Below are 14,863 nucleotides of genomic sequence, written 5' to 3' on the forward strand. Positions count from 1 at the left end.
GTATATGAAAGGGAATTACCATTTCGCATGGAGGGATGTTTAATAAATTCAGGTGTTTTGTTGATTAGATTTTAGGAAGCAGTTTTTTATCAGCCATAACTTTAGCTACAATAATCGCTGCATCTCCGCGCAAGGTCAAGGAAGTAGGATTAAACATATATCCTTTTTTCAGATCACTTGCATCCACAGGCGACCCTGTGATAAAGCCTTTCTTGGCGATAGCCAATATAGATGCTTGCGCATAGTAATCAATCTTGTCCGCATCTTTAAAGGTCTTAGACAGGTTCTTCATGATCTTGTCATGGTCTGTTTCCAGCTTCAAATTCAATGCCTTGGCAATAATGACTGCTGCATCTTGACGTGTGATTACATCTTCCGGCATAAAGATTCTTGGTTGTGAACCTTTGACAATACCGGCACGCGCAGCTGTTTCAATATAACGATAATCGTATAGGGCATCTGCTGATATCGTATTTGGAATAGACACGTCGTCGAAATGCTTCGCTCCACTGAAATTAAGCGGAATTTGCAGACCTTTGACAATCATAGACGTGAATTCGCCTCTTTTAATGTAGCTGTCAGGTCCAAAGCTATTAATTGGATCCATTGGGTTCATGACACCTTTGGCCAAGATAGCCTCAATGTAATCTCTAGCGTATTTGTGCTTAATGACATCACTATACGTTTCTCCAACCTTAGCAACTACATAGTAGCCAAAACGATCAAACGGTACCTTAATGGTATGTTTTTTCGGATCCACCACACCACCAATGTTCTGCCAATCTTTAAGATCAGAATCAAAATAGAACACTGTCATTTGTTTCCCTGCATCCTGAGCAATACTGCTATCATACGTCAGCGTCAATGTAGCACGCTTGGATGGTACTAACTCGTTAGATGGGTCGCGCCAGTAGAAGTTTTTGATCTTGCTACTGTCATTTTGCGACTTGTTAGCCAATTGATAAGGATCAGCACCATAAGTTACCGGATCGTAATCATCCGTTTTAATGTCATCTGCTGTACCTGGATCAATCCAGAATACCGGACTCGACATATTAAAGCGGGCCGGAAAATCTCTGTTGAAGTATCTACTTCCATCTGCAATCAAGCTCTGCATATCGGACAATGCTTTTTCAGTTTCAAATTCATGACGGTCAACCACACCATCTTCGCTATTTGCTATTGCAAAGTACAAATTGTGACCAGAGAAAACCTGGTTTTTGAACTGTTGCGGTTGATCGTAGTCCCGACGAATCAGACTCGTTCCCTTTGCAAAAGCAAGTGTAAGATTACCATCGAACACTTTGTGCGATGTTTTCATCGCTTCCATGTACTGCTCGCCAGGGATATTAGTAGGCACATATTTAACAGTAATGGTCTGTTTCAGTTTTTCTTTGCCTACAGTAACCACTACGTCAATTTTATTATCTTTGTTGGCTTTTAGACCTGTAACGATGGCTTTGTAAGTTGATGGATAATCAATGGTGCCATCATAATCAGAGTCGAAACCCTCTTGAACTGCTGTTTCTTTACCTACCGTAACACTATCTGCATTACCTGCATTTACAACAACTTGCACAAAGTTTTGATTCACGATTCTCTTTTCAGGGAGCGGACGCAAAATATCAAAAGATGTGGATTGACCGGATACTTGCAGTCGGAAAGTAGCAAATGGTCCGCTCTTACCGCTATTGTACAAGGTAATATTATAAGCTACTGGTGTTCCATCTTGCGAAATAGTTTGGTTTTTCAACACAAAGCTGAAATACTTTTTGTCTGGATGGTAGTACACAAGCAGGTCTTTTAAATCTTTATTTGTAAATTTATCTGTAGTAGAACCGGAATTGTATGTTGTCTTAGCATCTTCTGCTGAGAAAAACTCGTTACTCAGTGTCCAGTTGACTTCACTGTCATCCGATCCCTTAATCTCCAAAATATATTGATCTTTATTAGCAATATCACTTAACGAACCATTTACCTGATCTGCTTTACCCAAATCAGCAATACTGAAAGTACCAAATACATTGATATTTTTCAGAGATGTATTGTAGTTAGTATCATCCACTTTGGTGAAATTAGCATCTTTTGATTTCGGAGCAATTTCGCTATATTTCGGCGTATTGCTCAAGCCGCTAACTGGTGTAAAAGGGATGATTCCTTGTGTGTTGGGAACAGGAATTACTGGAATATTCGTCTGTGTAAAGTTTACTTTTACCGTATTGCTATACTCAATACCTGGCTTGTATACAAACTTGATTTCATTATTCCCGTTCGCCAAGGCATTGGCTGCGGCTGTCTCCGAGGAACCAGCAAGCTTGAAGTCCGCTCCTGAACCATCCAAATCAACCAATACATTATTAATATACAGGAATACATTTCGGTTACTTCCAGTGTAATGAATATCTGCTGCGTTGCTCACATCAAGCAATTTACCTTTAAAGTTGCCCAGCTGAGTCAATTTATAGGTATTCAAGTTTGAGCTGGATGTATTCAACGGAATTTGTTGCCCATCATAAATCGTGTCGTATTTCATAAACGGACCCTGCAACAGATTCACCGTTGCTTTAATTAACTTGGTCGAGTCACCATTCAGATAAAAATTCAGTACATTTTGTCCTTCTTTAGGCAAAGTGTCCACATAAGCAACAATTTTCTTCACTTGCGTTGACTTACCATTGATTGTACGAATTACATCTTGCGACCCTACAGTATGAACTGTTACTCCGGAAAGCTCACTAATCGAAGTAGGTGCACCATTAACAACGATAAACTCCATACCTACAGGTACAGATGCAGCATCTGTAGTCTTGTTCTTCATAGAGCTACCTGTTAATTTCATAGCTTCATCTATGGCAGCTGCCTGATCAGACCCGCTTCCTTTAGTTCTGTTCAACAATTGAGTATTAAAATCAGGAAGATAGTTAATATCATCAATATACGGCTGAGTACTGCTGCGCAATGTAAATTGGACAGCCGATGGAGCCGGTGGTGTACTGCTATCCGTATAAGTTATGCCCAGGGATGCTCTGGTCAAATGATCAAGTACAGCTTCCGAAGGTACAGTCACCTGAAATGGATATACTTTATAACCATTTGATGTAACTACATTTGCAGTATCAATTGTGGCATCAACCCCAGTCGCACTACCCACAGCACTACCATTGTTACTCACATCGGTAAAACGTGCATTGATTGTGGCCACTCCTGGATCAGTTGCACCGCCTGGCACCAAAACATTACCTTTTAAAACCACACCACTTGTAGACGATACGGTAAAGTCAGGCGAAGTGGCCAAATCAGCAGAAACATTCCCATCCTTATTCAGGGTCAAATCAGAAAATTCCGGTTTACCCGTATAAATCGTAATTTCACGTGTAACTGTAAGAGCCTGAGTTCCGTTATTCACTTTAATGGTCACTATATTTTTACCCGGACTCAGTACAACACTACCCGTTAGTTTATAGCCAGTGTAAGAGTTAACTGTATACGTATTACTGCTTTTTGCAGACGTGAGCGTTACACTGTCAGCATTAGGAGCCGTACCTTGAATGACTACTTTCACATCATCCGTACCGCTATTGCGTGCGTCTGTCAGCACCGCTGTCTGATTCTCAAGCAACTGCTCGGTTTCACCATTCAACGTAGCAGATAGATCATAAAGCTTAGGCCCATCCTGATACTCAATGTAAATGGAGTCCTTCATATCAGCCGAATTTTGGCTACTTTGAAATGTAATCCGGTTCAAACCAGGAAACAGTTTAATGTCTGTAACTTTAAGCGTAGAGCCACTGACTGTAATTCCGCCTTTTTGACTCTCGTTCTTATTAACCACGTTAAGGTTTGTTCCATTTTTAGAGAGTTGGAATACACTATAAGATATAGTACTTCCGTTCACTCCGTTAATCGTACCGTTAACTGTAACTCGGTCAGTGTTTACCATTCTAGCCGAATCCACATCATATTTTTCACTTGGAAAAATAAAATAAGTTCCCGTCGCAGCATGAGCCGTACCTACCAGGGCCGCCGGCACCAAGCCAATGATGAGACCAACCGTCAGCAACATGGATAGCAATCGTTTCAAATCATTGTCCTCCTTTGATTCTGTCGCACCTTGGGGTACGTAATCATTCAATACTTTTTTTATCGGTAGTAAACATACAAAAAATTAGTAAATTCTCAAAAAAGGAGGGAGTTTTTTTACAGCAAACATCAAAAAAGCCTTCAAACCCGCGGTATACCGCCAAGCTTGAAGGCTTACTTTTAAATTAAAATTATAATTTCGAACGCGTTTGGGAATCTGGCTTAGCCAGCAACCGAATCAGTGTGTTTATAACTGGGCGTTTGGTTTTGCCAACAAGACCAATAACCTCTGCACCAATCTGTAGGAAGAACATCATAATACAAATCACGACAAAGGTGACCCAGTTCGCTTCATTAAGCGCAGCAGACGATTGAATCACGGCCAATACACCGAAAAATGCAGCAATACCATAGATAATCAACACCGTCTGTCTGTGACTGAAACCTAGTTCGCGTAAGCAGTGATGCAAATGACCTTTATCCGGAGAGAAAATCGGTTTTTTCTGCAACTTGCGACGAATGATAGCAAAGAATGTATCTGACAAAGGTACACCGATAATAATCAATGGCGTAATAAAAGATACGATAGCAATTTGCTTGAAACCAAGCATGGATAGCATGGCCAGACAGAAACCTAAAAATAATGACCCTGTATCACCCATGAATATTTTCGCAGGATGAAAGTTAAAAAATAAGAATCCGATAATACTGCCCAGCAGCACAAGACAAAGCATAGCTACCATGTAATTGCCCATCAGTACCGACATCACAAAGATAGTTCCAATCGCAATTCCTGAGACACCTGCAGCCAGTCCATCCAGACCGTCAATCAAATTAATGGCATTCGTCACACCTACGATCCAGAAAATCGTAAGCGGAATGGAAATCCAGCTTTCCAAAGATGAGTATGCATCCTGAAAAGGTACATTTACAAAATCTACACGAATATCAAAAGCAAACACGACCATACACGCAACGGCAATTTGAGCCAAAAATTTCAATTTTGCATTGAGATCAAAACGATCATCGAGAGCACCAATCAGTGTAATCAGCGTACCGCCAATCAGAAAGGCTGCGATAAAGTTAATATCCCGAGAGGACAGCATTCCGTCAGGCACAAAAGGTAACACCGCCAATAAGGACAACAGAAATGCCAAGAAAATCCCCAGTCCGCCAAGACGCGGCATAATTCGGGTATGTACTTTTCGGGCATTCGGTACATCGACGGCTCCAACCTTCACAGCGAATTTCTTGACGAGCGGTGTCAGTAACAGCGCAAGTCCCAGTGCCATGATGAACCCAATAATATAGATCAATAACATTTGATCATTCGACCCCCAATTTTAAAGCAATCCCTTTTCAGATGTAACCGCATTGAATTATACTCTGATCAAAAATAAATACCAAGCCTCATATTCTGGCAAATTAGCGGGTTTTGAAGGCAGATTCAAGCTATTTATCACACTTTTGTGACGTTTTCTTTTTCACGCATCACTTTCGCGGCGAATTTCGGCAGCGCAAGCATTCTTTTGGACCGGCTTGGCTCTTTGAGGAGTCTATATAACCATTCAGCCCGTAGCTTTTGAAACAATTTAGGTGCGCGTTTGGTTCTGCCTGATATAACATCGAAGCTACCGCCAACCCCCATCATCACCGGTACACCCAGCTGTTTCTTATATTTACCAATCCAGGGCTCCTGTGTGTCCGCTCCACGTGCTACAAACAACAAATCAGGATTTGCTTCACGAATGGCTGCAATTACCGCTTCATCCTCTTTAGGTCCAAAAAAACCATCACGCTTGCCACAAACCGTAATTCCGGGATAAAGCTCATGTACCCGCTGTGCGGTCGCTTGAATCACCTCAGATGTTGATCCCAGTAAATAAACCTTCCAATGATAGTTTTCTCCAGCTGCAAGTAATTCATGTAACAAGTCAAAACCCGCTACCCGCTCAGGTACAGGATGTCCTACATAGTTTGCAGCCCAGACCACGCCAGTCCCATCTGGAACAATCAACTCTGCCTGTTTCATCACGTTCATGTACACTGGATCTTCCAATGCAGCCATTACCATAATCGGATTGGCAGTGATCACTTGATGGGGCCGGCGAGACTCCACTGCTTGAATTAATACCTTTAATGTATCTTTCATATTAAGCCTTGATACCGGAACACCGAAAATCGGGACGGTAGGCACATTCGTAACCTTATCAACTGTCACTGTATCCATCATCCTTTGCGACACAAGTAATTAACGATATGCTGTGCCGGTAAGCGAGCCTCGCTTTTTAACAAAGCAATGGCCGCTCCCTGGCTCTCGATCCATTGACTTCGCTGATCCAGCAACCGCATAGACTCATTAGCCAGTTTTTGTCCATCCAGTGCCTCTGTAGTGCCTACAGGCTGGCTACCGACACGGCTGAGGAAATGATCAATTTTGGGATCGTAAGATATCCCCAACGGAGGCACCTGGTGGGATGCTGCATAGATCAAGCTGTGTAGTCGCATCCCGATCATCAAACTGCAACGGCTGACTTCCAACAGCATCTGTTGAGGATCGGTGACTTGATCGCACATGCTGACAAGGCTTCCCGTCCCCCTAATATCCCCCAACAATTCCATTATCATCCTTGAAGCCTGCTCATCATCAGGTAGATGGAAAGGTAAAAACCGTAAGTGTACACGGCGCTCAGCAGCTAATTTTTTCAAGCCGTCCGCAATAGCCGTTAAATCGCGACGTTCCTTATCCCAGTAACGTACAGATACACCAATGATCGGAAGTTTATCTTTATCCGACTCAGTTGCTGCTTTATGCAGCTCGGAACCCGAGGGCAATGGAAGCCCCATTACCGGATCAGGGACAACTTCGACAACTGGGTTCTTTAGTTTCATAGTACCCAGTAGTGCGGCAGACTGCTCATCTCTTACAGAAACATATTCACAGCGCTGAAACACAGAACGGATCATAGGATAAAATATCTTCCGTTGTACCGGCCCAATGCCCTGAGCATATACAAACGTCGGCTTTCCAGCCCATTGGGCCAGTTTCAGAATCGCCAGATAATACGGAATACTTTTAGGGCTTGTTGCATCCTGGAGCAAACTCCCGCCGCCACTTATTAGCCCATCGCAGTTTTTAATCGCTCTACGAACTTCCCCCAGACTCATCCGCGGTACAGCTTCTACTCCGTACATTTTCTGTGTCCAAGCGGGGTCAGAAGACAGAACAACAGGCTTGATTGTAACCCCCGCCTGACGACTCTCCTCCTCTAAAGCCGTCAAAATCGACTTGAGCACCGCCTCATCTCCACTATTGTGAAAGCCGTAATAACCCGAGATGATTATCGTTTGAGCTGTGGTGACCATTTCTTCCAACACCCTTCCAGCACTTGCCACACGACAATTGCGATGATTCCCAGCACCAGACCGAAGCCCAATCCTAACAGCCCGCGACTAAGCGACAGTGCCGCTGGAGAGTGAATGTGAGCAAAGGTATCCACCATAGAGGCTTGGCCAATAGCAGCTATAATCAGCAAATAGATTGCTTTGCGATATTTCAAAGCCAGGAATGCCCCTGCAATAAACAGTGGGTGAGCCATCAAAAATTCCTTATTGCGCGGACGTACGCCAAATGCATTTTCAAGGAAGTTCCGGAAAACCAGCTCCGTGTTCGACACCGTACCCGCGTTTCCAGTACGAGTCAAATAGTAATAACCTGCGGCTGCGATAACAGCCAGTGCGATCACCCACAATACAGTAATCGGTGTACGTAGCAGCTTGGAAATTTCCTCTCGTATAGAAACGCCACGATAAAAGAAAATATATATCGCTGCCAAGAAGATCGGCAGAATGTGGAGCAAGCTTACACCTCTAAATTGGTTCAGCACAAGGCTGTAAGCAATACTGTTCAACAGGGCAATAACAAAAGGCACCGCAGCCAGCGACAAAATCGCTGTCTGTACGTACAGTATAAACGTTTGAATCAAACGCTGACCTACAGAAAGTTCAGACCCCTGTTCACGTTTAATTCTAATCGTACGCACGGCGATGATCATTGCAACCGTAGGTCCGCTAATCGCTGCGAGTAGGGCCAGGCCTTGCTCCATCAAGCTGGAGTTCAAAACGTAAAGTCCTGCTGAACCTACCAAGCCAAGTGCAAATGCCAGCAAAGTCAATGCCGGGACGAAATAGGACACCATAATGGAGAAGAATGCCAGTGCACCTAGTACGACAATCATTTTCAGATAGCGCTGAATGGACGAATCGACGACTTGGAACGGTTCAGCCTGTCCGAGTTCAAACCCCTTTTTCTCCATCCGTTGTACAGCGTTACCCGGCTTGTCCAAGCTGTGGATTAGGTTATCTACTGAATCCTTCACCTTGGCTTCAGCAATACTACGGCTAGGCGCGGTATTCAGATACAACATGCGAATATTACGGTCCTTGGTGGCCAGCGCAAAACGATCAGCTAACGTTTCCACATCGAGCGTTGAATCTTTATCACTCAATGAGTATAAACGCACAACGTTATAGTGGATATCGTAAGCGAGCTTATTGAAGCCTGCTTGCGGTTTTTTTAAGTTTTCGATAGCAGCTAGGCCAATATCGTATTTGTTCAGCAATTTAGCAAATGCCGCTAAGCTATGCTCTTTCTCGTTATCGGTGAAGCCTTTGACTGAATCACCTTCAAACAAAATGCGTTTTACACCATTTTGCTGAAAGGAAGCAAGCATCTCTTCCGTCAACTCCTGGTTGTAAGGAAGACTGTCGCTCATCCGTGGAACAATAAAAAATCCTTTGCTCCGAAGCTGCTTCATCGCAATCGGGTCAGGCTGCATGGGCTTGAGATACGCATCCTCTGGAGATGTTTCCACAACTAACCCTTCCTGTCCCTGATAAGTCCAAGGTTTTACATTGATGTCCAGGCTTGTAAACGTACGTAAAATTAACGGCTTTAATGCCTCGGCATTTTCTTTATCAGCGAAAACAATATACGTAAAATTCTCATTTGCAGGTGAAAGCCGTTTTTCCATATCGGCAACGTTCTGAGTCGTATAGGTTACGACGCGACCCGCTTTACGGAAATCATCCAACGTACTTTCATACATCGCCATGCTGTTCACACCCGCTTGCTGTAAGCGGTCAAGTTGCTCATTCAGATAGTCCTGCGGGTGAGCCTGATACGAGGCTGCCTCCGTCAAATCCCGATAATCGAATACAATCTCTACTTTTTTACTCGAGGATTCTGTCTTCACACGATCGGCGATGACTGGAATGGAAGCCAGCAAGCCGACAGCCACCAAAATCCATAACCATTTTCGAGAAGCCGTATTCCAATACTGCCATTTCTGATACACCAAAGAACCTCCTTAATATTCGGGATTTTGCAAAATTCAATGCTGCCCACCTTGTCGTACTCAGCCTTTTGGTAGGTCACTCATTGAATTTTGCAAAATCCTCCGTTGCCGGAATAAGCCTATTTTCCCAAAGCCTCTTCCAGGTTATTCTGCAATACAGAAATGACCTCCACGGCGTACTGCCCTTTGCCGTGAGAGGTCACCGATTACTATATCTTATCCAATTACCTTAACCTATTCTATTATAAAGGGATTTTTCTCAAGCGTCTACGCGAGCCATAACAGCATCGACCAGATGGTTGATTCTTTGCTCCGCGTCTGACAGCGAGGAACCGCGTACCGCAAAGTATACTTTGATTTTCGGCTCTGTGCCCGAAGGGCGCAGGCAAAACCACGAACCGTCCTCCAGTAAAAATTTGAGTACATTTTCCTGTGGAAGTCCGTCCAGACCTTGTGAGTAGTCCAGTACCTTATCTACCTTCACGCCTGCAATCTCTTGAGGTGCATTGCTACGCCAATCGGTCATTTTGCCCTGAATTTGTGCCACTCCATCCTTACCTTTAAGGGTACGAGACTCCAGCTTCTCAAGGAAGTAGCCAAACTGCTCGTACAGCTCTTGTAAAACATCATAAAGCGTCTTACCTTGTGTGCTGTAATAAGCAGCAGCTTCAGCGATCAGCATAGCCGCCAAGACAGCATCCTTATCGCGAGCATAATTCCCTGCCAAATAACCATAGCTCTCTTCATAGCCAAACAGGTAGGTGTACTCGCCAGTTTGGTCAAACTGGTTCATTTTCTCGCCAATATACTTGAATCCAGTTAGCGTGTTAAACACAGTTGCTCCAAAATGTTCGGCAATGACCGCACCCATTTCGCTGGTTACGATGGTTTTGATAACCGCCCCATTATTCGGAAGCTTGCCTGTTTCTTTCAGCTGATTCAACAAGTAGTAAACCATGATCGCGCCAGACTGATTACCGGACAATACCACATATTCGCCTTCACGGTTTTTCACAACTGCACCCATACGGTCAGCATCAGGGTCTGTTCCGATCAACAGATCTGCACCAATTTTCTCACCCAGCGCAATTGCCAGCTTAAACGCATCACGTTCTTCTGGGTTTGGCGACTTGACAGTCGAAAATTCAGCATCTGGCAACTCTTGCTCAGGCACAATATGCACCTGTTCAAAACCGATTTTCTCCAGCACACGGCGAACCGGTACATTTCCAGTGCCATGGAGAGGTGTAAACACAACTTTGAAGTTTTTGCCTGGTCCGGCTGCAATCAGCTCACGGTTCACACTCACACTGGCTACCGTATCTACAAACGCTTCATCTTCCTCTTCTCCAAGCCAAACCAACAATCCCTGTGCCTCTGCTTCCTCACGTGTCAGACTGCGAATGTCGGCAAACGAAGGAACCTCGCGGATATAACCAATTACCTGTTCAGCCTGATCTGGAACAAGCTGACCCCCTTCATCGTTGTATACCTTGTATCCATTATACTCAGGAGGATTGTGACTCGCTGTCACAACAATCCCTCCACTGGCTCCCAAATGACGTACACTAAACGAAAGCTGTGGCGTTGGACGCAAGGAAGGGAACAACTTAGCCACGATACCATTGCCCGCCAGCACCAAAGCTGCATCCAGAGCAAATTCTGGTGAAAAATGACGCGAATCATGTGCAATGACAACCGAAGGTTTGCCTTCTTTACCAGCATGCTGTTCTAAAATATAGCGAGCCAGCCCCTGAGTCGCACGTCCAATGACGTAACGGTTCATCCGGTTACTTCCTGCCCCGATCACTCCACGCAGACCGCCTGTACCAAATTCCAGCTCTTTGTAAAAGCGATCCTCCAGTTCCTGCTCGTTGCCTTCCAATGCGCGCAACTCCTGTTTGGTCTCTTCATCAATATAAGGGTCTTGCAGCCAGCTCTCAATGCCTTCTAGTGCTTTTTTACTCAACTGCGTCATACGGAATTTCCCCTCTCCATTTTTGGGTTGTCAAAACAGGATTTCTATGTACACATGCACTCGGTTCAGACGTCGTGCTTATGTCGGCAGAGCTTTATTTATTGGGGAGGGTCAGATAAAGCAAACATAATTTCGCCCTCAGCTACTACCGTATCGCCTACTTTAGCCGTAGCCTTCCCTTTGCCAAATGCGCCTTTGGAACGAGTGATTTCCACTTCAAGCGTTAGCGTATCTCCAGGAACCACCTGCCCACGGAAACGGAAACCATCCAACCCTGCCAAGAACCCGATTTTGCCACGATTGCTCTCTAGATGCAGTAATGCGACAGCCCCTACTTGAGCCAGTGCTTCGGTGATCAACACACCAGGCATAACGGGATACCCCGGAAAATGTCCAATGAAATGAGGCTCATTCATCGTTACATTTTTAATGCCTACTGCTCTTTTCCCTTCCTCCAGCTCAATAATACGATCCACCAATAAAAATGGCGCTCGATGTGGGATAATCTCTTGAATTTGATTAACATCCAATTGCAATTTGTCCATTTACCTTAATAACTCCTCCCGCTTGCAGGTTTGACTCTGTATCAGTCATAAGTTACTGCAAGCATAATATTACCCCGCCTGCAATGCATAAAAACAGCTCTTGACGGCAACAATGTTAAATATCCTTCACCTACTGCAGAAGTGGAGGTTGAGATAAGGGGCTTTTTCCGCCGGTTATGCAACCTGAGGCGTGAAGAAGCCCTTTTGCCCGTGCTTGGTTTTACCCCGCAGTGTTATAAACTTCCCCATCATTATACAGTTATCAGATGCAAAAAGAAAATTACGCGGAAGTACCATATTGGGTGCTCCTATTATGGGGGTGAAGCGAGGTTTCATTTGAGCCAAGGGGGGGGAAGGGCTACGGGGATGGATCATTCTTCCGATCGCTGTTAACCTCGGATTTTTTCATTGTATAATAATTCAAGGGTAAAATCCGAGGTTAAAGGCGAACGCTATCGCTTCTTCAGAACGATTCCATCCCCTCCGCCGAGTTACTTTTGGCTCAAAAGGAAAGCCTCGCTTCAATAATACTCGCTTGCCGTGAAAGACGGAACAAAGTCGAAGCCCCCTGCGATGACCTTTATCGGCTGCAATCCATCCGCGCTACACTGAAGGGTTCTGCGGTGAAAATATAACAAAACCCCGCGCCACTGGCACAGGGTTTTGTTATTCTATACTCCCCACACAAATTGCGGGTGGTTTATTTTAATAAAAGTGGCCCTGCTGATGGCGGGTAGCCAGCCGAGCGAAGGATTTGAATCTGGAGAAGCGTGAGCGTTCGCCTTTGCAACGGGATTTTTACATCTGAATAATTTATAAAATAAAAAAATCCCGCTGCAACAGCGATCGTAAGATCAAATCATTCGCGGAGCGCCTTTTTCCGCCCCCACTCATTTAAAGTAAACTAAGGCGCAAATATAAGATCAATGACATGCTGCCAGGTTTTCCATTCGAATACGCCTGACAACCCTTGCTTACCTACAATTACATATCCTGCAATTAAGCCGCCTAACAGCGATAACAGGAGCAGCAACGGAACTATAAAATAACGAGCAGTACGCCAGCGGGACTTCGTCTTTTCAGGCACCGGACGGGAATCAGATTGTTCTTCTTTCATCACCAAATCCTTAAGCCCTCAGATTGTTGGCCAGGTTCATCATCGTATCGCTAGAAGTTAGTGCCCGTGCCGCCATTTGATACATCCGCTGAACTTGCATCATATCCGTCATTTCGCCCGCTAAATCCACATTAGATTCCTCAAGATAACCGGAACGCACAGATACGTCCGCTGGAACAGCACCTGCCACACCTGCTGCTCCGAATACATTTGCCTCAGTTACACCATTCAACAACACGAATAGGTTATCATCCCGCTGTTCCAGTCCTTCTGGACGCTGTACATCCATTAGCTTGATTCTCTGACCAACGGTCGGATCCCCAATTCCATTAGCACGAATCAGCAATTCGCCATCCGAGTTAATAGCCACCTTGGAACCCGCTGGAGCAGTCACAGGAACATCATTGTTATCTAGCACGGAGTAACCTTCAGCAGTGGTCAACATCATCGTCGCACTATCATTCGGATCGGGAATAAAATGAAAGCTACCATCACGAGTCCAAGCTTTTTGCCCATTTCCCTGAACTTCAAACATGGCATTACCTTGAATCGCCAGATCGGTAGGAAGTCCCGTCTCCTTGAGCGGTCCTTGCTCCATATTTTTCATGATTGCGGCCGTTTTGACTCCGTAGCCCAAATTATAACCGAGCGGCATGGCCCGTCCATTTTGGAGATACGTTGAAGGCTGTTGTTGCACATTGGCCAATACATCTTCAAAGGAACCCTGTTTACTCTTATAACCAACTGTATTGACATTAGCAATATTATCGGCAATTAAATCCAAACGTTGCTGCACACTGGCCATAGATACCATTGCGCCAATCATGGAGTTGTTCATCACTTACCCCCTGTTATACACGGCCTACTTCATTAACGGCCTTGTCCAAGCTTTTATCATAAAATTGAATTACCTTCTGATTCGCTTCATACGCTCTTAAAGCAGCCATCATATCCACCATCGACTGTGAAGCATCAACATTAGATACCTCCAGGTAACCTTGACGAACGGATACAGCATCATTAGCGGTCATCATTCTAGCTGTAGCACCGTCAGTATCATTCAGGCGGAAATTCCCATTGCCCTCACGAACGAGCTGGTACGGACGATCAATGACACTAATACCGAGCGTGGTCCCCAATGTCTGGTTGGACTGGCTATCTACCAATTCGCCCCGCTCATTTACTTTAAGCGCTGAGACAGCCCCCGTCAATTGAATCGGGTTTCCATCCGTATCCAGCACCGCTGAGCCAGTCGATGAAAGCAATGCTCCCGCTCCATTTACTTGAAAATGTCCATCACGTGTATAACGAACATTGCCATTACTGTCCCGTACCGTAAAAAACGCTTCTGGACGATAGGTGACTTCACCGTTAGCATTGATGAATTTTCCCGCCTGATCAAAAGCCATAGGTTGACCAGTAGCTGGGTCGTTCACATTAATATTGGACTGTATCGCAAAATCCGTCGCTTGTCCACTGTCTTTTAATGCTCCCTGAATGTAAGGGGAGAGGCTTTCCTCAGCAAAAACGCCAGTATTGAGCTTGCCGACCGTACGGTCCGGGTTATCAGGGTTACCACCCGTCATGGAAATAAGCATTTCGGGGAAAGAACGCTGAACACTGTTCTCCTGTTTGTATCCCGTCGTATTCATATTAGCAATATTTTGCGTCACGGTGTCATGGCGTCGTTGTTGTGTCATCAATCCGGCAGCCGCAGTATATAAACCTCTCAACATGTATGGTGCACCCCAATCCTATACTCTGCTAAAATCATATGCTCGCGCGG

The 14,863-nt window shown here is 44.8% G+C and carries 10 protein-coding genes; all 10 read right to left on the reverse strand.

Translation table 11 applies throughout. The features are described 5' to 3' along the window. Nucleotides 1-64 precede the first annotated feature (64 nt). Nucleotides 65-4,081, reverse strand: a complete 4,017-nt coding sequence (locus T3H97_RS23790) for an S-layer homology domain-containing protein (protein WP_328801057.1) — start codon at nucleotides 4,079-4,081, stop codon at nucleotides 65-67. Nucleotides 4,082-4,271: 190 nt separating this feature from the next. Beyond that, a complete protein-coding gene (locus T3H97_RS23795) occupies nucleotides 4,272-5,402 on the reverse strand; it encodes a glycosyltransferase family 4 protein (RefSeq protein WP_013312307.1) in 1,131 nt (376 codons plus the stop codon). A gap of 137 nt (nucleotides 5,403-5,539) precedes the next feature. Next, the gene (locus tag T3H97_RS23800) at nucleotides 5,540-6,301 is read right to left on the reverse strand and encodes a WecB/TagA/CpsF family glycosyltransferase (protein WP_328801058.1); all 762 of its coding nucleotides are present in this window, start codon (nucleotides 6,299-6,301) and stop codon (nucleotides 5,540-5,542) included. 8 nt (nucleotides 6,302-6,309) lie between these two features. Continuing rightward, nucleotides 6,310-7,446, reverse strand: coding sequence for a polysaccharide pyruvyl transferase CsaB (gene csaB, locus T3H97_RS23805; RefSeq protein WP_328801059.1), 1,137 nt, complete (start codon nucleotides 7,444-7,446; stop codon nucleotides 6,310-6,312). Beyond that, nucleotides 7,422-9,437 carry a DUF5693 family protein gene (locus T3H97_RS23810; RefSeq protein ID WP_328801060.1) on the reverse strand — a complete coding sequence of 672 codons (2,016 nt, stop codon included), beginning with the start codon at nucleotides 9,435-9,437 and terminating at the stop codon, nucleotides 7,422-7,424. The genes csaB and T3H97_RS23810 overlap by 25 nt, the downstream gene beginning before the upstream one ends. 259 nt (nucleotides 9,438-9,696) lie before the next feature. Continuing rightward, nucleotides 9,697-11,415, reverse strand: coding sequence for a phospho-sugar mutase (locus T3H97_RS23815; protein ID WP_328801061.1), 1,719 nt, complete (start codon nucleotides 11,413-11,415; stop codon nucleotides 9,697-9,699). 98 nt (nucleotides 11,416-11,513) lie between these two features. Then, nucleotides 11,514-11,960: a 3-hydroxyacyl-ACP dehydratase FabZ gene (fabZ, locus tag T3H97_RS23820; protein ID WP_013312312.1), complete on the reverse strand. Its 447-nt coding sequence runs from the start codon at nucleotides 11,958-11,960 to the stop codon at nucleotides 11,514-11,516. Nucleotides 11,961-12,864: 904 nt separating this feature from the next. Continuing rightward, nucleotides 12,865-13,077 carry a DNA-directed RNA polymerase subunit beta gene (locus tag T3H97_RS23825; RefSeq protein ID WP_061831651.1) on the reverse strand — a complete coding sequence of 71 codons (213 nt, stop codon included), beginning with the start codon at nucleotides 13,075-13,077 and terminating at the stop codon, nucleotides 12,865-12,867. A 10-nt stretch (nucleotides 13,078-13,087) separates the two neighbouring features. Further along, nucleotides 13,088-13,915, reverse strand: coding sequence for a flagellar hook-basal body protein (locus T3H97_RS23830; protein ID WP_328801062.1), 828 nt, complete (start codon nucleotides 13,913-13,915; stop codon nucleotides 13,088-13,090). Between the two features lie 13 nt (nucleotides 13,916-13,928). Further along, nucleotides 13,929-14,813 (reverse strand): flagellar hook-basal body protein, encoded by an 885-nt coding sequence (locus T3H97_RS23835; RefSeq protein ID WP_328801063.1) that lies wholly within the window; start codon nucleotides 14,811-14,813, stop codon nucleotides 13,929-13,931. Between the last annotated feature and the right edge of the window lie 50 nt (nucleotides 14,814-14,863).

Origin of the sequence: Paenibacillus sp. LX16, from assembly GCF_036252815.1 — a bacterium.
Taxonomy (GTDB): Bacteria; Bacillota; Bacilli; order Paenibacillales; family Paenibacillaceae; genus Paenibacillus; species Paenibacillus polymyxa_B.

What these genes read in the sequence shown, in the direction of transcription:
- T3H97_RS23795 (WP_013312307.1), bottom strand. Translation starts at nt 5,402, where the DNA reads ATGTTATTGATCTATATTATTGGGTTCATCATGGCACTGGGACTTGCG.
- T3H97_RS23835 (WP_328801063.1), bottom strand. Translation starts at nt 14,813, where the DNA reads ATGTTGAGAGGTTTATATACTGCGGCTGCCGGATTGATGACACAACAA.
- T3H97_RS23815 (WP_328801061.1), bottom strand. Translation starts at nt 11,415, where the DNA reads ATGACGCAGTTGAGTAAAAAAGCACTAGAAGGCATTGAGAGCTGGCTG.
- fabZ (WP_013312312.1), bottom strand. Translation starts at nt 11,960, where the DNA reads ATGGACAAATTGCAATTGGATGTTAATCAAATTCAAGAGATTATCCCA.
- T3H97_RS23830 (WP_328801062.1), bottom strand. Translation starts at nt 13,915, where the DNA reads ATGAACAACTCCATGATTGGCGCAATGGTATCTATGGCCAGTGTGCAG.
- csaB (WP_328801059.1), bottom strand. Translation starts at nt 7,446, where the DNA reads ATGGTCACCACAGCTCAAACGATAATCATCTCGGGTTATTACGGCTTT.
- T3H97_RS23825 (WP_061831651.1), bottom strand. Translation starts at nt 13,077, where the DNA reads ATGAAAGAAGAACAATCTGATTCCCGTCCGGTGCCTGAAAAGACGAAG.